We start from the raw sequence: 20,929 nt of genomic DNA on the forward strand, positions 1-20,929 counted from the left end.
CAGGGAAGAGCGGGGAGCGCCGGGGGTGCGGGGCTTCCGGACGAGGGCGGGGCCGGCGGCCGGGGCGCCTCCGGCGGGACCCGGCGAGACCCTGGGCGGTTCCGTGGGCTGGTTAGGGTGGGCGGTGTGATTTCCGTACGGCGTTCCGGCGACCGCTACCCGGGCGGTGACCCGGCGGCCGGCATCACCACCCGGCACGGGTTCTCCTTCGGGCCGCACTACGACCCCGACAACCTCCGCTTCGGGGCGCTGATCGCCTGCAACGAGGAACGGCTCGCGCCCGGCGCCGGATTCGACGAGCACCCGCACAGCCACACCGAGATCGTCACCTGGGTGATCTCGGGCGAGCTGACCCACCGCGACTCCACCGGCCGCTCCACCGTGGTCCGCCCCGGGGACGTCCAGCACCTCAGCGCGGCCGGCGGGGTGCGGCACGCGGAGCGCAACGACGGCGCCGCCCCGCTGGTCTTCGCGCAGATGTGGCTGGCGCCCCTGGCCCCCGGCGGTGAACCGTCGTACGCGGTGGTGCGCGGGCTTCCGGACGGGACGCCCTTCCCGGTGCCCGCCGCCGGCGCCGTCCTGCACGTCCTCCGCCCGGCCCCCGGCGCCCCGGTCCCGCTGCCGGCTGCCCCCTTCGTCCACCTCCAGCTGGTGCGCGGCCGGGCCGAACTGGCCGGGCACGCCCTGGCCCCCGGCGACGCGGCCCGCCTCACCGGTGAGACGGGCCTGCGCCTGACCGCCCCCGCGCCGGCCGAGGCGCTGGTCTGGGCGATGGACGCGGCCGGGTAGCCGAGCCGGGCCGTCGGAGTGCTCGGTCACCTTGGGGTGACCGAGTCACTCAAAAGTGCGTTCTTCCAGGTCAGCGGCAGGTCTCTTACGGTTCCCCAGTAACCACAAGAGACCGACGGGCGTCCGCCCCGGCGGGCGCCGGAGCACGGCTGCCCGTCCCCGGGCGGCGCTCCGGACGAGGAGGCGTCACCCATGGCCATCACCCTGCTGAATCCCGAAGGACTGCCCGTCGTCGACGTCTACCGGCAGGTGTCGGTCGCGTCGGGATCGAAGCTGGTCTTCGTCGCCGGACAGGTCGCCGTGGACGCCGGGGGGAACCCGGTCGGCGTGGGCGACCTGGCCGCGCAGGTCGAGCGGTGCTACCTCAATGTCGCCACCGCGCTGGCCGCGGCCGGGGCCTCCTTCGCGGACGTGGCCAAGCTCAACGTCCATGTCGTGGACTGGACCCCCGACCAGATGCCCGTCCTGCTGGCGGGCATCGCCCGGGCGGCGGAGCGGCTGGGCGTCACCCCGGTCCCGCCGGCCACCCTGCTGGGCGTGGCGGCGCTGGACGTGCCCGAGCACCTGGTGGAGGTGGAGGCCACGGCGGTCCTCGACTGAGCGGCGCCGGTCCCGGGCCCGGCCGCGCGCACCGGGCCAGGGTCCGGCCGCCCGGCCTGTGCCGGACCCCGCTCGGCCGGCCGGCTCACCGGGCCGCCCGGGTAAGCGGGCGGGGGCACCGCCCGTAGGACGATGCACTCGGCCGGGACCGCGAGCTCAGCCCCGCAACTCGGCCAGGACCGCGTCGGTGAAGGGCGGCCAGGCCTCGATCGCCCACGGCCCGAAGGCCCGGTCGGTGAGCGCCACACAGGCCGCGCCCGCGTCCGGGTCGATCCAGAGGAACGTCCCCGACTGCCCGAAGTGGCCGAAGGTACGCGGCGAGGAGCCGGTGCCGGTCCAGTGCGGGGACTTGCCGTCCCGGATCTCGAAGCCGAGGCCCCAGTCGTTGGGCTTGCGGTGGCCGTAGCCGGGCAGCACCCCGCTCAGCCCCGGGTGCACCACCGACATGGCCTCCAGCACCGTGCGCGGGTCCAGCAGCCGGGGCGCCTGCACCTCGGCGGCGAAGCGCGCCAGGTCGTCCACGGTCGAGACGGCGTCCTTGGCGGGCGAACCGGTCAGCGAGGTGGCGGTCATGCCCAGCGGCTCCAGCACCGCCTGGCGCAGATACTCGCCGAACGGGATGTCGGTGGCCTTGGCGATGTGGTCGCCCAGCACCTCGAACCCGGCGTTGGAGTAGAGCCGCCGGGTGCCCGGCCCGGCCGTCGCCCGGTGCTCGTCGAAGGCCAGGCCCGAGGTGTGCGCCAGCAGATGCCGTACGGTCGAGCCCTCCGGACCGGCCGGCTCGTCCAGCTCGACCGCCCCCTCCTCGTACGCGATCAGCGCGGCGTACGCGGCCAGCGGCTTGGTCACGGAGGCCAGCGGGAACGGCCGCCCGGTCGGGCCGTGCGCCCCCGCCACGGTGCCGTCCGCGCGCACCACGGCCGCCGCCGCGTGCGGCACCGGCCAGTTGTCGATCGTCGCGAGGCTCTGCATGGGCCGAGCCTATCCCCCGGACGGCGCACCCCGATTTCCGCTTGCCTGGAGTGCGCTCCAAGGTTCTAGCGTGGAGGTCATGACGGCGGACATCACGGCGACCGTGCCCCCCTTTGCTCCGACCCGGCGTACGGACCTCTGCGCCGAACCGCCCCCGCCCCCGCGCCCGGACGGCCAGGACCGTTACACCATCAGCGAGGTGGCCGCCTGGACCGGACTGAGCGCCCACACCCTGCGCTGGTACGAGCGGATCGGCCTGATGCCGCACGTGGACCGCTCGCACACCGGCCAGCGCCGGTTCACCAACCGCGACCTGGACTGGCTCACCTTCGTCGGCAAGCTGCGGCTGACCGGGATGCCGGTGGCCGACATGGTGCGGTACGCCGAGCTGGCGCGGGCGGGCGCCGGCACCTTCGAGGAGCGGCGCGCCCTGCTGGAGGACACCCGCCGGAACGTACGCGACCGGATCGCGGAGCTCCAGGACACGCTCGCCGTACTGGACCGCAAGATCGACTACTACGGATGCGCCCTCGGGGCGCCGGAGAGGGACTGACCACCGCATGAGCGACGAGCACACCCAGAACACCCAGAACGCCCGGAACGCCGGGAAGATCGCCACCGTACGCCTCGGCAGCGACGGCCCGCCGGTCGGCGTCCAGGGCTTCGGGGCCATGGGCATCAGCGAGTTCTACGGGGACACCGACGAGGCGGCGGCCCGGGACACCCTGGACGCGGCGCTGGAGGCGGGCGTCACCCTGATCGACACCGCCGACATGTACGGCAACGGGGCCAACGAGCGGTTCCTCGCGCCGTTCGTCGCCGCGCACCGGGACGAGATCACCCTGGCGACCAAGTTCGCCATCGAGCGCGTCGACGACACCACCCGCCGGATCCGCAACGAGCCCGCCTACATCAAGTCGGCCGTGGAGGGCAGCCTCCGGCGGCTCGGCGTCGAGACCATCGACCTCTACTACATGCACCGCCGCGACCCGGCGATCCCGCTGGCCGACTCGGTCGGCGCCATGGCCGAACTGGTCCGCGAGGGCAAGGTGCGGCACCTGGGGCTGAGCGAGGTGACCGGGCCCGAGCTGCGCGAGGCGCATCAGGTGCACCCGATCGCCGCCCTCCAGTCCGAGTGGTCGCTCTTCTCCCGGGACGTGGAGCGCAGCGCGGTGGGCGCGGCGGCCGAGCTGGGCGTCGCCTTCGTGCCCTACTCGCCGCTCGGCCGGGGCTTCCTGACCGGCGCCTTCGCGGACGCGGCCCGGGACCTGTCGAGCAGCGACTTCCGCAAGCACCAGCCGCGCTTCTCCGGCGACAACGCCCGGGCCAACGCCGCACTGCTGGAGCCGGTACGGAAGATCGCCGAGGCCCATGACGCCACCCTGGCGCAGATCGCGCTGGCCTGGGTGCAGCAGCGGGCGGAGGCGCACGGCCTGCCGGTCGTCCCGATCCCGGGCACCCGCAAGCGCTCCCGGCTGCTGGAGAACACGGCGGCGACCCGGATCACCCTCACCGCCGGGGAACTGGCGGAGCTGGAGCCGATCGCCGCCCGGGTGGCGGGCGACCGCTACCCGGACATGTCCTCCACCTCGGCCGCCCGGGACGTCTGAGCCGGAGCCGTACTGCCGTACTGCCGTACCCGGAGCCGTACGGCCGTACCTCAGGCGTACGGGGACGGGGTGCCGGGAGCGGTTCCGGCGCCCCGCCCCCGCGCCTCCGGGCCCCGGGTCGGCGCCCCGCCGTCCGGGCCCGGGCGGCAGGGCTCACGCCAGGTCCAGGGCGAAGGCGCCGAAGCCGGCCGCGAGCAGGGCGGCGGCCGTCCGGAGGGTCGGGCCGGTGCGGGTCCACGGGGACTCGAAGCCCCGGGCGTACCGGGCGATCAGCGCCAGCAGCCCGGCGAAGAGCGGCAGCCAGGCCACCCGGGCGGCGATCCAGCCGAGGGTGTCCGGGGCGGTGGTCAGCCCGGGCACCGACCCGGCGGTGAGCGAGACCGGCACCGCGGCCGCCAGCATCGCCGTCTGGTGCCAGCAGAGAATCGTCATCGCGGACAGATTGACCACCACCACCGGCGCCCAGCGCCCCGGCCGCCGCAGCAGCGCCCCGATCCGGCCGTGCAGCAGGATCGCCGCCCCGCTCTGCGCCGCCGCCAGCGCCAGGACCAGCAGCGACGGCGGGTGCGAGTTGGTGCGCGCCTCGCCGGGGACGCCGACCATCGAGGCCGGATAGCCGCAGCCCAGCAGCAGCGCCGCGAACAGCGCCGTACCACCCGCCAGCAGCAGCCAGGCACCCCGCCGGCCGATCCGGCCCTCGCCCCAGGAGACCCCCAGCTGGTACGCGAAGAGCCAGCCGGGCAGGATCGTCAGCAGCCCCAGCCAGGACGGCAGCCCGTCCGCGTACGGCCCGTAGCGCAGGAAGTCCACCACCGCGACCGCGCCGAGCAGCGGGGCCGCCGCCCAGCCGCCGAGCAGCCGGGCGGCCCGGACGCAGTACGGGGTGAGCGCGGTGACCACCGCGTAGACCCCGACGAACCAGAGCGGCTGCACCACCAGCGTCGCCCCGGTGCGCAGGGTGGCCCGGGGCACCCCGAGGGCCGACAGCAGGGGGACGAGCAGCGCCCAGACGGCGGCCACCCCCAGCACCGGTCGGCCCAGCCGGGCGAGCCGGCCGCGCAGCCAGCCGCCGGTGGTGCCGGGGCGGCGGCGGTAGGAGAGCACCGAGGCGTACCCGCCGACCAGGAAGAAGACGCCCAGCATCTGGAGCACCCAGCTCACCGGCACGAAGTAGCCGAAGGCGGTGAGCGGGCTGGCGTTGTGCAGACCGCCGGCCGGGTCGAGGGTGAGGCCGCCGAGCAGCCAGTGGCCGGCCGGCACGGCGAGCAGCGCCAGGGCCCGCAGCCCGTCCACCGCCCGGTCCCGGTGGGCCGGTGTGCCGGTCTCGATCCGGCGCACCAGCGCGGCGACACCGGACACGCGGGCCCCCTCCCGGGCGCCCGTCGACCTTCCGCCGGTGCCGGCGGCGCTCACCGGCCGGCCGCCGGTCTCCGGGGTCCTGGCCCGGGCGCTCATCGGCCGGCCCCCGCCGGAAGGGCCGCGATGGCGGCGAAGGCGCGGAGCGAGCGGGTGCCCGGGGCGAAGTAGCCGGTGTGGCCCGGGGCGTCCTCGGCCGGCACCCGGCGGGCGCCGAACTCCTCGGAGGCCGGATCGGTGCCGTGGCCGAGCCCGAGGAGCGAGACGTTCGGCACCTTGCCGATCCAGTCGGCCGGGTCCTTGGCCGCCCAGACCCGGGCGCCGGTGCCGAGCCCCGCGGCGTTGTCCGCGCGCATCCCGGGCGAGCCGAACACCACCAGGTCCTTGGCCTTCAGCCGGTGCGCGGCCAGCCCGCAGACCACCGAGCCGTAGCTGTGGCAGAACACGGCCGGCGCGGGAGCCCCGGTGGTGGCCAACCCGTCGGTGAACCGGGTCAGCCGCTCCGCGCCCGCCTCGGCCAGCCGGCCGGTCGCCGCGTCCACTCCGACGCCGACCGGGGTGGTGTAGCCGGCCCAGGCGATCACGGCGGTGGCGCCCCGGGTGGCGGCGCGCAGCCCGGCGGCCATGCCGGCGGGGGTGCCATAGGGGTCGCGGGCCCGGTCGTAACTGCCCGCGTCGATGTCCGAGCCCGGCACCACCACGGCCACGCTCCGGCTGCGCGCCAGGTCCCCGAAGACCTCCGCCACCTGGCCCCGGCCGCGCGGATCGAAGGCCAGCAACTGCCGGCCGGCCAGCCGGGCGTACCGGGCGTCGCGCCGGACCGCCAACTCGTTGGCCCGGTAGCGCAGCTCCACCGGGACGCCGTCCAGATTGCCGGTGACCCCCGGGTGGCGGCGTACCAGCGCCTCCCGCTGAGCGGGCGTCAGGCCCCGGAAGAACGCCGCCACCCGGGCGGGCGAGGTGGTCTCCGGGTCGGGCAGCTCCCGGCCCAGCGACCGGTCCGCCCGCCACCCGGCCGTCCCCGGCGGCGGGCCGGTCACCGGCCGCTGGGCGCTTCCGGTGGCCCAGCCGGCGGTCCCGGTCACCACCGTGGTCGCCAGCGCGGCGGCCACCAGGGTCCTCCGGTAACGGTTGTGACGGACGCTGCGGCGCATCGACGCCCTCCCTCTTCCTGCCTCGTTCGGTGCGGAGGGCAGGAAGGTAGGGAGCGGACGCCCCGCCGGGCGTCACACCGGGGAGCCAACCCGGAGGTCGTACCGGGGTAGGGGGAGGGGGAGGGCCAGAACCGGTCCCGGGCGGCGGCCCGGTCGGGGCGCCACTCGGAACCGGCGTGGTGCTAGGCCGCCTCGCCCGGGGTGACCAGCCCCGACTCGTACGCGAAGACCACCGCCTGCGCCCGGTCGCGCAGGTCCAGCTTGGCCAGCACCCGGCCGATGTGGGTCTTCACCGTCTGCTCGGCCAGCACCAGGTGGCGGGCGATCTCCTGGTTGGACAGGCCCCGGGCGATCAGTTCGAGCACCTCGGTCTCCCGGGGCGTCAGCCCGTTGAGGCGCGGCGAGCGGTCGCGGCGGAGGGCCGGCCGGGAGGCGGCGAAGTCGGCGATCAGCCGCCGGGTCACCGACGGGGCGAGCAGCGCCTCGCCGGCCGCCACCACCCGTACCGCCGCGATCAGATCGGCCGGCGGCGCGTCCTTCAGCAGAAAGCCGGACGCCCCGGCGCGCAGCGCCTCGTACACGTAGTCGTCCACGTCGAAGGTGGTCAGCATCAGCACCTTGGGGCGGTGCTCGACCCCCCTGGGCGGGGTGAGCAGCTCCCGCGCCGCCGCCAGACCGTCCAGCTCCGGCATCCGTACGTCCATCAGCACCACGTCCGGATGGGTGGAGCGGCTCACCGCCACCCCGGCCCGGCCGTCGGCGGCCTCGCCCACCACGTCGATGTCCGGCTGCGCCGAGAGCAGCGCGGCGAACCCCGCGCGCACCATGGCCTGGTCGTCGACGATGATCACGCGGATCGTCACGCGGGGTCCTCCGGGGCGGGGTCGGACTTCTTGTCGAAGGCGGGATCGGGGGTCTTCCGGACGGCGGGGCCGGGGCCGGGCTTCTTTTCCCGGGCGGGGGCCGGGTCGGTGCCGGGGGAGTCCGGCGGCTCGCCCAGCGGCAGCCGGGCGGCGATCCGGAAGCCGCCGTCCGGCAGCGGTCCGGCGTCCAGGGTGCCGCCGGTCAACCGTACGCGCTCCCGCATCCCGACCAGGCCGTGGCCCGTGCCGGAGGTCTCCAGCGGCGAGACCGGCTCGGTGGGCGGGCCGTTGACCACCAGCACGGTCAGCCGCCCGCCGGCCGCCGTCACCGAGACCCGGGTCGGCGCGCCCGGCGCGTGCCGCACCACATTGGCCAGCGCCTCCTGCGTGATCCGGTACGCCGAGAGGTCCACCGCCGAGGCGACGGCGCCGAGCCCGGCCGGCAGCGACAGCTCGGCCGGCACCCCCGCCCGTACGGTGGCCTCCACCAGCTGCTGAAGCCGGTCGAGTCCGGGCTGTGGGCCCCGTTCGCCCTCGCTGCCCTCGCTGCGCAGCACCGAGAGCAGCCGCCGCATCTCGGCCAGCGACTCGCGCGCCGAGGCGGCGATGGTGGTGAACTCCTCGCACGCCGCCTCCGGCAGCCCCGGAATCCGGTACGGCGCCGAGTCCGCCTGCACGGTGATCACCGACATGTGGTGCGCCACCACATCGTGCAACTCCCGGGCGATGCGCGCCCGTTCCTCCAGCAGGGTGCGGCGGGCCCGTTCCGCCTCGCTGATGGTCTCCTGCTCCGCCAGCCGCCGCTGGGCCTCCCGGCGTTCCCGCAGGGCGCCGCTGACCAGCAGCACCATGCCGCACAGCACGAAGAGCAGCGTGCCGATCCCGTCGCCGCGCGCCGGGGAGACCAGCTCGAAGGCGAAGCCGAAGGCGCCGGTGACCAGCCAGACGCCCAGCAGCGTACGGCGCGGCTCACGCAGCCCGACCGCGATCATCAGGGCCAGATAGCCGACCACCGCCATCGGGGTCCACGGCCAGGACCGGCCGGCCACCCCGTCGGCGCCGAGCAGCACCACCGCGCCCGCCACATGGCCGGTCAGCACGATCCACCACGCCTGCAGCGGCCGGGCCACGGCGAGCAGCAGCGGCGCGGTCTGGGCGGTCGCCAGCGCCCCGGCGATCCCCCCGTTGACCCGGTAGTCCTGGGCGAGCACGGTGACGGTGACCGGGAGCAGCGCGGCGACCAGGACGGCGGCGACAGCGTAGGGGAGTCCCCGCAGCCAGCGTGATTCCGCGCGGGTGAACGGCGGTTCGCCCGGGGTGGGGGAGGTGACGGCGTCGCCCAGGGCACGGAGCGACTCCCGTGCCGAGTCGAGCAGCCGCTGCCACGGCGGGGGCGGTACGGGGGGTGCGGTACTCATGATCCGGCCAGCGTAGGCAGCCTGGACGCCCCGGCGCGTCATACCCCGGTACGGCCCCGGGGGCCCGCCCCGTACCGGGGTATGACCCCGCACCGGGCGGGCCACCGGGACACACCCCGGCCCGGAGTCCGGTACGGCGCCGAGTCCCGGTACGGGGCCGAGTCCGGTACGGGGTCCAATCCCGGACGGGTCCCAACCCGGCCGCCCGCCGTCACAACTCGGCCAGCAGCTCGGCCTTCTTGGCGGTGAACTCCTCGTCCGTGACCAGCCCCGCCTGGTGCAGTTCGCCCAGGTGCCGGATGCGGTCCGCGATGTCCGCCGGGTCCCGCCGCCCCGCGCCCACCGGCACGGCGACCGGCACCGGCGCCCCGCCCCCGTTCCGTACGGCCGCCAGCACGGCGGCGGCGAACGGCAGGGACTCGTGCACCGGCCCGTAGCCGAGGCCGAAGACCACCGACGCCGGGTCCTGGTCCGGCTGGGCCGGGCGGGGCTCGCCGTCCCGGGCCCGGGGCAGCAGCCGCAGATAGCCGTCGAAGACATCGGGCGAGCGCCATTCGACGCCGCTCAGCTCCCGCACCGCGAACGACTGGTCGCCCGCCTTCCACTTGGCCGAGGAGGCACCGGTCCAGAACCAGCGGAAGGAGACCCGGCCGTCCTCGAACGACGCCTTTCCGTCGTACGCCTTGAAGTGCAGCGGCCCCCCGGGCGGCTCGACCAGGAAGCTGTCGGCGGGCTCCCCGGTCTCCGGCCCCAGCAGGGCGCGCAGTTCGTCGGCGTAGTACTCGGCGAGCGTCTCCCGGTCGGCCGGGAGCACCAGCCGGTACGGGTCGCTGCCCTCCTTGAGCTGCCCCGCGGCGGCCTCCATCAACGGATCGGCGCCCGCGCGCGGCACCGCGTGCAGCACCACCGTGCCGCGTCTTCCCGGGGCCAGGTTCACCGACGTCAACGCCTCGTAGGGAACCCGTCGTTCGCGCAGCGTCTGGTACAGCCTGGGCGCGCGTATCCCCCGTTCGAAGCGGATGAGCACGGCGTCCGGTGTGAACTCCCAGGTGGCATGAATTCCGGCCAGCACATCACCCATGCGCCTCATCGTATGCGCCGGTGGCCCCGGCGTCGCCCCTCGCAGAGCCCCGAACACCGGCCGGAGAGTTGCCGGATCGGCCGCCCCGGGACGGATCTCTACGCGCGTCAGACCCGTTCCGTGCCGGAGATTCCGCCGCGGCAGCCGTCCCGGGCGCCGTTCGCGCAGCTCAGGTCGCGGTAGGCGCCGACACCTATTCCGGCGAAGTTGCGCAGGCTCTCCGTCCCCGGTTCGAAGTACCCGGCGTGCCCGACCGCGCCGTCCGCCGACAACAGCCGGGCGCCGAACTCGGGGGTGACCGGATCGGCCCCGTGCCCGAGTCCACCGACCTCCAGATAGGGCACGTCCGCGATCCAGTCGTCGGCGTCCCGCATCGCCCAGACCCGGGCCCCGGTGCGCAGGCCGGCGACGGTCTCGGCCCGCATCCCGGGGCTGCCCGCCACCGCCACGTCCCCCACCCGGCCGGGCAGGTTCCGCGCGGCGACCCCGCAGACCACGGAGCCGTAGCTGTGGCAGAAGAGCGAGACCCGGGAGTCGCCCGGCAGCGCCCGCACCAGGCCGAGCAGCCGCACCGAGCCGTCCCCGGCCAGCCGCCCGGCCGCCGCGTCCACGCCGATCCCGGACGGGGCGGTGTAGTCGGCCCAGGCGATGACGGCGGTACGGGTCGCGGGCGCGGCACCGCGCTCGGCGGCGTACAGCGACTGGGCCATGCCGACGGGCGCGGTGTACTTGCGGGCGGACCGCTGGAAGGTGAGCAGATTGGTGTCGACACCCGGCACGATCACCGAGACCCGCTGGGCCCGGTCCAGATCGCCGATGACCTCGGCCACCCTGCCCTTGCCCTCCGGGTCGAACGCCAGGATCTGCCGGTCGTCGCGCATCAGGGCGGTGAACCGGTGGCTGCGGCGCAGCGCCTCCTGCCGGCCGTCCGGCGACAGCCGCCCGCCGGCCATCCTGGCCCGCTCCGCCGTGAGCGCGTCGCCCAGCGCGAGGCGGTTGGCCCGGTAGCGGAGCGTGACCGGTGCTCCGTCGAGGTTGCCGACGACGAGCGGGTAGCGGGCGGCCAGCCGGCCGCGCTCCCGGGGGGTCAGCGACCGGAAGAACGCCGCCGTCGCGGCCGGCGGGGAGGCCGGGTCGGGAAGCGCTCTGCCCCCTATCGTGCCGTGCGCCCAGGCGGCGAGCGCGGCCTCCCGCACCCCGTCCGGCCCGCGATGATGCCGCAGCGTGGTCCAGCCGGTGGTGGAGAGGAGCACGAAGACGACCGCGAGAGCGAGCAGGGTGCGCCAGACGGTGAGCGTGGGGGTGGGGCCGGAGGAAGTCACTGCCGGACACCCTAGGAGACACCCGGGGGCCACCGCGAAATCCGTGACCGGTATCACGCGTAATCACGGGAATGAGGGGAAGGGGCCAGGGCTTCGTCACCCTCCGTACGCATGTCGGAGGCGTGGCGTACCGTCAGATCCGGGGTGGACCGGGGTCGTGACAGGCGGGCGCCGGGGCCGGGCGGTCCGACGGCCGGGCGCCGGGGCTGCCGGGCGCGGGGGCGGTCGGCGCCGGGTCCGAGGGTGCCGCGGGCGGGCGCCCGGGGCGGGTGCCGGGGCTCAGGGCCGGGCGGCCCAGTCGCCGGCCAGGGCCGGGGCCAGCTGGCCGAGATAGGTCTCCATGAGGCCGCGCATCGCCTCCATCGACCAGTCCCCGTCCCGTCCCCAGAGCTGGCCGGTGATCCGCATCACCCCGCCGAAGGCGGCCACGGCGACCCGGGGGCGGGGGTCGGCGTCCACGTCCACCCCCTCACGGGCGGCGATCAGCCGGGCCATCTCCTCCTCCATCCCGATGGAGCGGCGGAGATGGGCGGCGAGCAGCGACGGCGTGGTCTCGATCACCTGGAAGGTCCGCAGATACAGCTCGACCGGGACCAGCTCCGTCACGGTCTCGCCGATGGTGTCCCAGACGGTGAACACCGCGCGGCGCAGGGCGTCGAACGGCGTCTCCCCGGCCGGGCGGGTCCGCAGCGCGGCCATGAAGTGCGCCTCCACCATGTCCTGGACGGCGAAGGCGGCCTCCTCCTTGCTCGCGTAGTACCGGAAGAAGGTGCGCTGCGAGACATCGACGGCCGCGGCGATCTCGTCGACCGTCGTCCGTTCGTACCCCTGGGTCGCGAAGAGCTCCAGGGCGGCGCGCAGCAGGGCGTCGCGGGTGCGTCGTTTCTTGCGCTCGCGCAGGCCCCCGGCGGCCGGCCGCTCAACCGTCACGTCCTGGGCGTCCCTTCGTCCGTCTCGTTCATCCGGCCCGGCCCGGCCCGTCCGTCTCGTCCATCCGGTCCGGTCTGTCCGTCTCGTTCATCCGGTCCGGCCTGTCCGTCCGTCTTGTTCGGCCGGTCCGGCCCGTCTGTCTTGTGTGTGTTGTTCGGCCGGCCCGCTCGGCCCGCCCGACTCGTCCGCCGTCGTCCGCGCCGGGCCTTCCACCGGCCCTTTTGCCTGTTCAGGGTACCGGCGGAGGCGGTGGATGTGAGCGACGAGACAAGTCGCGGCCGCCGTATTCCTTTGTCAAGTGTCAGTGGCTGACACTAGCCTCACAGTATGACTAGTCAGACCACCATCAAAGAGGCGTCCTCGGGTGGCGACGCCGGGCCCGCACCCGCCACCGGGCTGCGCGGCCATCCCTGGCTGACCCTCTTCGCCGTGGCCATCGGCGTGATGATGGTCGCGCTCGACAGCACGATCGTGGCCATCGCCAACCCCGCCATCCAGAAGGACCTGGGCGCCTCGCTCGCGGACGTCCAGTGGATCACCAACGGCTATCTGCTGGCGCTGGCCGTCGCGCTGATCACGGCGGGCAAGCTCGGTGACCGGTTCGGCCACCGCCAGACCTTTCTCATCGGGGTCACCGGCTTCGCCGCCGCCTCCGCGATCATCGGCTTCTCCGGCTCCATCAGCCTGGTCGTCACCTTCCGGGTGCTCCAGGGCCTGTTCGGCGCCCTGCTGATGCCCGCCGCGCTCGGTCTGCTCCGCGCCACCTTCCCGGCCGAGCGGCTGAACATGGCGATCGGCATCTGGGGCATGGTGATCGGCGCCTCCACGGCCGGCGGCCCGATCCTCGGCGGGGTGCTGGTGGAGCACGCCAGCTGGCAGTCGGTGTTCTTCATCAATGTGCCGGTCGGCGCGATCGCCCTGGTCTTCGGTCTGTTGATCCTCCTGGACCACCGGGCCGCCAACGCCCCGCGCTCCTTCGATTTCCCCGGCATCGCGCTGCTCTCGACCGCCATGGCCGCACTGGTCTGGGGCATCATCAAGGCCGGTGACTCCTGGGGTTTCGACTCCGTCAGCACCTGGGCCTTCATCGGCGGCGCGCTGGTGCTCTTCGCGCTCTTCGCCTTCTGGGAGACCAGGGCCCGCGAACCGCTCATCCCCCTGGGCATGTTCCGCTCCGTCCCGCTCTCGGCGGGCACGGTCCTCATGGTGCTCATGGCCTTCGCCTTCATGGGCGGGCTGTTCTTCGTGACCTTCTACCTCCAGGGCGTCCGGGGGCTGAGCCCGGTCGACAGCGGACTGCACCTGTTGCCGCTGACCGGGATGATGATCGTCTCCTCGCCGCTGGCCGGCTTCCTGATCACCAAGGTCGGACCCCGGGTGCCGCTGGTGGGCGGCATGGTCTGCACCGCGACCGCGATGTTCGGCCTGCTCGGCCTCACCGAGAACACCTCCACCCTCGCCATGTCGCTCTGGTTCGCCCTGCTCGGCTTCGGCCTCGCCCCCGTCATGGTCGGCGCCACCGAGGTCATCGTCGGCAACGCGCCGCTGGAGCTCTCCGGAGTGGCCGGCGGGCTCCAGCAGGCCGCGATGCAGGTCGGCGGCGCGCTCGGCACGGCGGTGCTGGGCGCGGTGATGTCGGCCAAGGTCCAGTCCGAGTTCGCCGGCAACTGGAAGGCCGCCGGCATCCCGGTCCCGCCGGACCCCCGGCTGGAGCAGGCCGCCGAGTTCGGCACCGTGCCGGAGGAACTGGCCAAGGCGCCGGGCATGACCCCGGAGCTGACCGCCGTGATCGGCCGGGTCATCCACGACACCTTCATGTCGGGCCTGGTCGTGGTCTTCGCCGTCGCGGGCGGAGTGGCCGTGGTCGCCGCGCTGGTGGCCCTGCTCACCAAGCGGGGCGTCAACGCGGAGGCCGGCGCGGGGGTCGGGCACATCTGACCTCCCGGCCCGCAGGCCTCCCACCTTCGGGTGAACCCCCGGGCCCCGGCAGCACCCGCTGCCGGGGCCTTCGGCGTGCCGGGAGCGGCACCGGAGCCGTACGGAGAACGGGGCGGAGGCCGTACGGGAGCCCCGGGGGGACCGGGGTCGGAGCCGTACGGAGAACGGGTGATGCCCGGGCGTTTCCGGCACCGCCGCGATCACGCCACCTATCCGGGTGTTCCCCGCCGGGCCCTCTTCCCCGCCGCCCGGCCGGACGACAGGGTGCGGGCAGCGGGACCGGCGACGGCCGCCCGGCGACGCGCCGCCGAACCGGCCGTCCGCCCCGGCCGTCGCCGGCCCGTGCCGATGACCAGGCGCACCCAGCACCGACCACCAGGGGGTTTCCATGTCCTTCCGTACGTCCCGGTCCTTCCGTACGGCCCGCCGACCGGGTATGTCCCGCCGTCCGCGTACGGCCCGGGCGTTCGCCCTGCTCGGCCTGCTCACCGTCCTCTCCGCCACCGGCGCCACCGCCCCGGCCGCCGGGAACGGCGCGACCCCGGCCGGGGCCGTCCGACCCGCCGCCGCGCCCCGCCTGGGGGACTGCGCCACCGGGCAGCTGTGCCTCTGGCCGCAGGCGGACTTCAAGGGCACCCGGGGCACTCATGAGCTGGCCGGACTCGACATCGAGAGCTGCGTCCCGCTCCCCGCCGGCACCACCGCCGTGGCCCTCGCCAACCGCACCGGACGGCCGGTCACCACCTACCAGTCCGCGAAGTGCGCGGAGACCGGCGAGTTCGAGACATACCCGGGCAGCGGTACCTGGGCGCCCCAATCCCCGTACCAGGTGCGGGCCTTCAAGGTGTGGGAGAACTGACACCGGGCACCCGGGCTCCATGAACGGATTCGGGTACCTCTCGCGGTCGCGGAGGAGCCCCCGCTCACGCGGCCGGACGTGGTCGCGGACCGGGCCGGACGCCGCGACCCCCGGTACCGTCGAGACGCCGCCGGTGCCCGGCGGCGCCCCCCGACCGTTCTGGAACGGGCCGCCCGCCGGGCCCGCACCCCGGCGGCTCCCCGTCCTCCGCCCCGCGTCCCCTTGAGACGTACGCACGGGGCTTGAGACCCGCGCACAGTCGGACACGCCGCCCCCGCACACGGCCAGGCGCAGCGGAACAGACAGAGAAACAGACGGAGAGGTGCCCGGGACGTCCACCGTCCCGGGCACCTCTCCGTTACTGCCGTACTGCCGTACTGCCGTACTGCCGTACTGCCGTTACCGTCGTGCGCTCGTCCGGCCCGTCGGGCGGACCGTCAGGCGTCGCCGCCGGCGGCGCCCGGCTCGGCGGCCGTGACGTCCAGCAGCTGGTAGCGGTCCACCGCCTGCTTCAGCACCGAGCGGTCCACCTTGCCGTCCCGGGCCAGCTCGGTCAGCACCGCCAGCACGATCGACTGGGCGTCGATGTGGAAGTACCGCCGCGCCGCGCCCCGGGTGTCCGCGAAGCCGAAGCCGTCCGCGCCCAGCGAGGTGTACGGGCCCGGCACCCAGCGGGAGATCTGGTCCGGCACCGCGCGCATCCAGTCCGAGACGGCCACGAACGGCCCCTCGGCGCCGGAGAGCTTCCGGGTGACGTACGGGACGCGCTGCTCCTCCTCCGGGTGGAGCAGGTTGTGCCGGTCCACGTCCACCGCCTCGCGGCGCAGCTCGTTCCAGGAGGTGGCCGACCAGACGTCCGCCCGGACGTTCCACTCCTCGGCCAGGATCCGCTGGGCCTCGATCGCCCACGGCACCGCGACACCGGACGCCATGATCTGGGCCGGGATCTGTCCCGCCTCGCCCTTCCGGAAGAGGTGGATGCCCTTGACGATGCCCTCCGCGTCCACGTTCTCCGGCTCGGCCGGGTGCTGGATGGGCTCGTTGTAGACGGTCAGGTAGTAGAAGACGTCCTCCGCCTCCTCCCCGTACATCCGCCGCAGACCGTCCTTGACGATGTGCGCGATCTCGAAGCCGTACGCCGGGTCGTAGGCGACACACCCCGGGTTGGTGGAGGCGAGCAGCTGGGAGTGACCGTCCGCGTGCTGGAGGCCCTCACCGGTCAGCGTGGTGCGCCCGGCGGTCGCGCCCAGCACGAAACCGCGCGCGAGCTGGTCGGCCATCTGCCAGAACTGGTCGCCGGTCCGCTGGAAACCGAACATCGAGTAGAAGACGTACACCGGGATCAGCGGCTCGCCGTGGGTGGCGTACGCCGAGCCCGCCGCGATCAGCGAGGCGGTGCAGCCGGCCTCCGAGATGCCGTCGTGCAGCATCTGGCCGGTCGGGGACTCCTTGTAGGCGAGCAGCAGCTCCCGGTCGACCGCCTCGTACTGCTGGCCCAGCGGGTTGTAGATCTTGGCGCTCGGGAAGAACGAGTCCATGCCGAAGGTGCGGTACTCGTCCGGCGCGATCAGCACGAACCGCTTGCCGATCTCCTTGTCCCGCATCAGGTCCTTGAGCAGCCGGACGAACGCCATGGTGGTGGCGATCGACTGCTGTCCCGAGCCCTTCTTCACCGCCGCGTAGGTCTTCTCCTCCGGCAGCGCCAGCGGCTTCGCGCGCACGACCCGGGTCGGCACATAGCCGCCCAGCGCCTTGCGGCGGTCGTGCATGTACTGGATCTCCTCGGAGTCGCGCCCCGGGTGGTAGTACGGCGGGGCGCCGCCCTCCAGCTCCTTGTCGGCGATCGGCAGGTGCAGCCGGTCCCGGAAGTGCTTCAGGTCGTCGACCGTCAGCTTCTTCATCTGGTGGGTGGCGTTGCGGCCCTCGAAGTTCGGGCCGAGCGTCCAGCCCTTGACCGTCTGCGCCAGGATGACCGTCGGCTGGCCCTTGTGCGCCTTGGCCGCCGCGTACGCCGCGTACACCTTCCGGTGGTCGTGGCCGCCGCGCCCGAGGTGCTGGATCTGCTGGTCGGACATGTTCTCGACCATGGCCCGCAGCCGCTGGTCGTCGCCGAAGAAGTGGTCCCTGATGTACGCGCCGGTCTCCGTGGCGTACGTCTGGAACTGCCCGTCCGGCGTGGTGTTCAGCCGGTTGACCAGCAGCCCGTCCCGGTCCTGCGCGAGCAGCGGGTCCCAGGTGCGGTCCCAGACCAGCTTGATCACATTCCAGCCGGCGCCCCGGAACTGCGACTCCAGCTCCTGGATGATCTTGCCGTTGCCGCGCACCGGGCCGTCGAGCCGCTGGAGGTTGCAGTTGACCACGAAGGTCAGATTGTCCAGGCCCTCGCGCGCGGCGATGGAGAGCTGGCCGAGCGACTCCGGCTCGTCCATCTCGCCGTCGCCGAGGTAGGCCCAGACATGGGAGTTCGAGGTGTCCGCGATGCCCCGCGCCTCCAGGTAGCGGTTCATCCGCGCCTGGTAGATGGCGCCGAGCGGACCGAGGCCCATGGAGACGGTCGGGAACTCCCAGAAGTCCGGCATCAGCCGGGGGTGCGGGTAGGACGACAGACCGTTCGGGGACTTCGACTTCTCCTGGCGGAAGGCGTCGAGCTGCGCCTCGCTGAGCCGGTCGAGCAGAAAGGCGCGGGCGTAGATGCCGGGCGAGGCATGGCCCTGGAAGAAGATCTGGTCGCCGCCGTCGCCGTCGTCCTTGCCCCGGAAGAAGTGGTTGAAGCCCACGTCGTAGAGGGACGCCGAGGAGGCGAAGGTGGCGATGTGGCCGCCGACGCCGATGCCGGGGCGCTGGGCGCGCGAGACCATCACGGCGGCGTTCCAGCGGGTGGCGTTGAGGATCTTGCGCTCGATCTCCTCATTGCCCGGGAAGAACGGCTCGTCCTTGGTGGCGATGGTGTTGACGTAGTCCGTACTGCGCATCTCGGGCACGGCCACACGCTTCTCGCGGGCGCGCTCGATGAGGCGGAGCATCAGATAGCGGGCCCGCTCACGGCCCCGCTGGTCCACGGCGGCGTCGAGCGAGTCGAGCCACTCCTGGGTCTCCTCGGGATCGAAATCCGGGACCTGGCTGGGAAGGCCGCCAATGATGATCGGGTTGCGATCGGATCCGGAAGCCACGCTGTTCCTTCGCTGTTCGGTGGTGCCTTACGGGAGGTGCCCCGGGTCCTCACCGGGGCGTTGTTCGGGGTGTCACCAGTACGGTCGCGCCGCCCCCATCGTGTACCCCCGGGTCGTAAACGTCACCTCTACCGGGAGGTAACCCGGCGCCTGGCGACGGCGGGGCCCGGCGCACCCCGCACCGGCCGTCCCGGGGCGCTCCGGGTGGGCCCGGGGCCCGGGGGCGTACCGGCGGGCGCACCCGGGGGCGTACGGACACCGGGGGCGTACGGACAGTACGGACACCGGAGGCGTACGAGCACCGGACCGTACGGACACGGAGACGGACCGGTGCCCGGGGTGTACGGGCAGGGGGCGCCCCGGCCCGTGGCCCGTACCGCCGGGGCCCGGGCGGCCCGGCAGGGGCTCGTCCGTCGCTCCGGCGCCCGGGAAGGACGGCCGAATCGCAACCTTACGCCCCGTCCGTCCGTCTGTTCCGGCCGGGCGGATCACCCCGGGAGGGCAGCCGTTCGCCGTCCGGCGGGGTGCGGAGCACATGGAAGGCCCTAAAGTGGGTCAAGAGCCGCGTGTCCAGCGCGAGCCTGGGTGGGACGGTGCCGGGAGTTGCGGCGAGACGGACCCAAAAGTCACCGTTTCGGCGGTCTCGGCCGCCGGGTACTTGCGCGATCCGCCCAGCACGTGTGGACTACGGCCCAAGCCACGCGTACGCGCGCGGCGCAGCATTTTCCAAGACACGATCAGGAGGCAAGCCGTGAGCGCGACCGCGGACCACGCGGAGGAGCGGACCAACCCGGCGGCGAAGCTGGGGTTCGAGCCCGGACAGGTGGTCCAGGAGATCGGCTACGACGACGACGTCGAGCAGGAGCTCCGTGAGGGCATCGAGGCCATCACCGGCCAGGAACTCGTGGACGAGGACTTCGACGACGTCGCCGATGTCGTCGTGCTCTGGTTCCGCGACGAGGACGGCGACCTCACGGACGCACTGGTCGACGCCATCGGTCTGATCGACGAAGGCGGGGAGATCTGGCTCCTCACCCCCAAGACCGGCCGGGACGGCTACGTCGAACCCAGCGACATCAACGAGGCCGCCCAGACCGCGGGCCTCTCCCAGACCCGGAGCATCAGCGCCGGCAAGGACTGGTCCGGCAGCCGTCTGGTGACCCCGAAGGGCGCCAAGTCCGGCAAGCGCTGACCCGGGCCCGGACGCGCCGGCCCCGGCTCGGGCCGGCACCGAGGGCGCTTCCAGGCCGTCTTCCGAAGGCCGTACCGGGCCGGCCCCCGTCGCCGTCCGGATCCCCGCGATCCGGACACCGGCGGGGGCCCGTCGTTTTCCGGGTCCGGTCCGTCCGGGCCTGCTGCCCGGCCCCGGCCGGGACCGGGACCGATGGGCCGGGCCGGCGGCCCGGCTGCGTAGGCTGGCGGCGACGGAATCCGCCCCGGCGAAGGGATGCGTGGCAATGGCGATCGACGGGATCCAGGCCATCGAGGTGGGCACCAAGGCCCCCGACTTCGAGCTCAAGGACAACCACGGCCGAACCGTCCGTCTCTCCGACTTCCGGGGCTCCCGGAACGTCGTCCTCCTCTTCTATCCCTTCGCCTTCACGGGCGTCTGCACCGGAGAGCTGTGCGCCCTGCGCGACCGGCTGCCGGTCTTCGTCAACGACGACACCCAGCTGCTCGCCGTCTCCACCGACTCCATGCACACCCTGCGGATCTTCGCCGAGCAGGAGGGCCTGGAGTACCCGCTGCTCGCCGACTTCTGGCCGCACGGCGAGGCGGCCCGCACGTACGGCGTCTTCGACGCGGAGAAGGGCTGCGCGGTGCGCGGCACCTTCATCATCGACAAGGAGGGCGTGGTCCGCTGGACGGTCGTCAACGACCTCCCGGACGCCCGCGACCTGGACGAGTACGTCCGGGCTCTCGACGCCCTCTGAGACCCCCGGGGCCTGTGAGGTCCCCGGAACCGCCGGGACCCCCTGGGCCCGCTGAGACCCCCGGGCCGGGCGGCCGGCGGGACCGGGGCGCACCGGCGGCGAGTGGGCGCCGCCCGCCCCGGCGGGACCGGCGCCCGGCGGAACCGGTGGCCCCGCGAGTACAGGGCCCCGGAGGCCCCGTACGGGCAACTTCGGCTTTTCGGGCGAAGTGCCTGCTCGAACGGGGAACCGGTCACTAGGATCCAGACGTTCACCCGATGCCAACGCACGACGGGGGCGCTGCCCCTGGAAACCAATGGAGGGACTCGTGGGAGTCAGCCTCAGCAAGGGCGGCAACGTCTCGCTGACCAAGGCCGCGCCGAACCTGACCGCGGTGACCGTCGGTCTGGGCTGGGACGTCCGCACCACCACCGGCACCGACTTCGACCTCGACGCCAGCGCGTTGCTGACCAACGCCGAGGGCAAGGTCGCCACCGACGGCAACTTCGTCTTCTTCAACAATCTGAAGAGCCCCGACGGCTCGGTCGAGCACACCGGTGACAACCTCACCGGTGAGGGCGAGGGCGACGACGAGCAGGTCAAGGTCAACCTGGCCGCCGTCCCGGCGGATGTCGAGAAGATCGTCTTCCCGGTGTCGATCTACGAGGCGGAGAGCCGCCAGCAGTCCTTCGGCCAGGTCCGCAACGCGTTCATCCGCGTGGTCGACCAGGCGGACGGCAACGAGCTGGCCCGCTACGACCTCAGCGAGGACGCCTCGACCGAGACCGCCATGGTCTTCGGCGAGCTGTACCGCAACGGCGCCGAGTGGAAGTTCCGCGCGATCGGCCAGGGCTATGCCTCCGGGCTGCGCGGGATCGCCCAGGACTTCGGCGTGAACGTCTGATCTCACGGCCGTTCCGGCCACCGGGGCGCCGACGGTGCCCCGGTGGCCGG

Annotated in this window: 18 protein-coding genes; 9 read left to right on the forward strand and 9 right to left on the reverse strand. The window is 73.9% G+C overall.

Features of this window, described 5'->3' with window-relative positions:
- Positions 1–129: 129 nt before the first annotated feature.
- The gene (locus NX801_RS21825) at positions 130–789 is read left to right on the forward strand and encodes a pirin family protein (protein ID WP_258789560.1); all 660 of its coding nucleotides are present in this window, start codon (positions 130–132) and stop codon (positions 787–789) included.
- Positions 790–981: 192 nt separating this feature from the next.
- Positions 982–1,389 (forward strand): RidA family protein, encoded by a 408-nt coding sequence (locus tag NX801_RS21830; RefSeq protein WP_258789511.1) that lies wholly within the window; start codon positions 982–984, stop codon positions 1,387–1,389.
- Between the two features lie 156 nt (positions 1,390–1,545).
- On the opposite strand, the gene NX801_RS21835 is transcribed toward NX801_RS21830, so the two are convergent.
- Positions 1,546–2,361 (reverse strand): serine hydrolase domain-containing protein, encoded by an 816-nt coding sequence (locus tag NX801_RS21835; RefSeq protein WP_258789512.1) that lies wholly within the window; start codon positions 2,359–2,361, stop codon positions 1,546–1,548.
- A 79-nt stretch (positions 2,362–2,440) separates the two neighbouring features.
- Between NX801_RS21835 and NX801_RS21840 the strand changes: the two genes are divergently transcribed.
- Both NX801_RS21840 and NX801_RS21845 read left to right on the forward strand, forming a co-directional pair.
- Entirely contained in the window at positions 2,441–2,914 is a 474-nt protein-coding gene (locus NX801_RS21840) for a MerR family transcriptional regulator (protein WP_258789513.1), read from the forward strand.
- A gap of 7 nt (positions 2,915–2,921) precedes the next feature.
- The gene (locus NX801_RS21845; RefSeq protein ID WP_258789514.1) at positions 2,922–3,971 is read left to right on the forward strand and encodes an aldo/keto reductase; all 1,050 of its coding nucleotides are present in this window, start codon (positions 2,922–2,924) and stop codon (positions 3,969–3,971) included.
- A gap of 153 nt (positions 3,972–4,124) precedes the next feature.
- On the opposite strand, the gene NX801_RS21850 is transcribed toward NX801_RS21845, so the two are convergent.
- From NX801_RS21850 to NX801_RS21880, 7 genes are all read right to left on the reverse strand, one after another.
- Positions 4,125–5,330 (reverse strand): acyltransferase family protein, encoded by a 1,206-nt coding sequence (locus NX801_RS21850; RefSeq protein WP_258789516.1) that lies wholly within the window; start codon positions 5,328–5,330, stop codon positions 4,125–4,127.
- A 92-nt stretch (positions 5,331–5,422) separates the two neighbouring features.
- Complete coding sequence (locus NX801_RS21855) at positions 5,423–6,481, reverse strand: alpha/beta hydrolase family protein (RefSeq protein ID WP_258789518.1); 1,059 nt, start codon at positions 6,479–6,481, stop codon at positions 5,423–5,425.
- 182 nt (positions 6,482–6,663) lie between these two features.
- A complete protein-coding gene (locus NX801_RS21860; protein ID WP_258789520.1) occupies positions 6,664–7,344 on the reverse strand; it encodes a response regulator in 681 nt (226 codons plus the stop codon).
- Positions 7,341–8,762: a sensor histidine kinase gene (locus tag NX801_RS21865; RefSeq protein ID WP_258789522.1), complete on the reverse strand. Its 1,422-nt coding sequence runs from the start codon at positions 8,760–8,762 to the stop codon at positions 7,341–7,343. The genes NX801_RS21860 and NX801_RS21865 overlap by 4 nt, the downstream gene beginning before the upstream one ends.
- Positions 8,763–8,973: 211 nt before the next feature.
- Positions 8,974–9,843 (reverse strand): DUF4429 domain-containing protein, encoded by an 870-nt coding sequence (locus tag NX801_RS21870; RefSeq protein WP_258789523.1) that lies wholly within the window; start codon positions 9,841–9,843, stop codon positions 8,974–8,976.
- A gap of 107 nt (positions 9,844–9,950) precedes the next feature.
- Complete coding sequence (locus NX801_RS21875) at positions 9,951–11,165, reverse strand: alpha/beta hydrolase family protein (RefSeq protein WP_258789524.1); 1,215 nt, start codon at positions 11,163–11,165, stop codon at positions 9,951–9,953.
- Between the two features lie 279 nt (positions 11,166–11,444).
- Entirely contained in the window at positions 11,445–12,095 is a 651-nt protein-coding gene (locus tag NX801_RS21880; RefSeq protein ID WP_258789525.1) for a TetR family transcriptional regulator, read from the reverse strand.
- A 327-nt stretch (positions 12,096–12,422) separates the two neighbouring features.
- On the opposite strand from NX801_RS21880, the gene NX801_RS21885 reads away from it, so the two are divergent.
- The gene (locus tag NX801_RS21885) at positions 12,423–14,033 is read left to right on the forward strand and encodes an MFS transporter (RefSeq protein ID WP_258789526.1); all 1,611 of its coding nucleotides are present in this window, start codon (positions 12,423–12,425) and stop codon (positions 14,031–14,033) included.
- 436 nt (positions 14,034–14,469) lie between these two features.
- Positions 14,470–14,892: a peptidase inhibitor family I36 protein gene (locus NX801_RS21890; protein WP_258789527.1), complete on the forward strand. Its 423-nt coding sequence runs from the start codon at positions 14,470–14,472 to the stop codon at positions 14,890–14,892.
- 437 nt (positions 14,893–15,329) lie between these two features.
- On the opposite strand, the gene aceE is transcribed toward NX801_RS21890, so the two are convergent.
- Complete coding sequence (gene aceE / locus NX801_RS21895) at positions 15,330–18,062, reverse strand: pyruvate dehydrogenase (acetyl-transferring), homodimeric type (RefSeq protein WP_258789528.1); 2,733 nt, start codon at positions 18,060–18,062, stop codon at positions 15,330–15,332.
- A 751-nt stretch (positions 18,063–18,813) separates the two neighbouring features.
- Here aceE and NX801_RS21900 point away from each other — a divergent pair.
- From NX801_RS21900 to NX801_RS21910, 3 genes are all read left to right on the forward strand, one after another.
- Entirely contained in the window at positions 18,814–19,254 is a 441-nt protein-coding gene (locus NX801_RS21900) for a DUF3052 domain-containing protein (protein ID WP_258789529.1), read from the forward strand.
- A 265-nt stretch (positions 19,255–19,519) separates the two neighbouring features.
- The gene (locus tag NX801_RS21905; protein ID WP_258789530.1) at positions 19,520–19,996 is read left to right on the forward strand and encodes a peroxiredoxin; all 477 of its coding nucleotides are present in this window, start codon (positions 19,520–19,522) and stop codon (positions 19,994–19,996) included.
- Between the two features lie 307 nt (positions 19,997–20,303).
- The gene (locus NX801_RS21910) at positions 20,304–20,879 is read left to right on the forward strand and encodes a TerD family protein (RefSeq protein ID WP_258789531.1); all 576 of its coding nucleotides are present in this window, start codon (positions 20,304–20,306) and stop codon (positions 20,877–20,879) included.
- Positions 20,880–20,929 lie beyond the last annotated feature (50 nt).

Source organism: Streptomyces pyxinae, from assembly GCF_024756275.1.
Taxonomy (GTDB): domain Bacteria; phylum Actinomycetota; class Actinomycetes; order Streptomycetales; family Streptomycetaceae; genus Streptomyces; species Streptomyces pyxinae.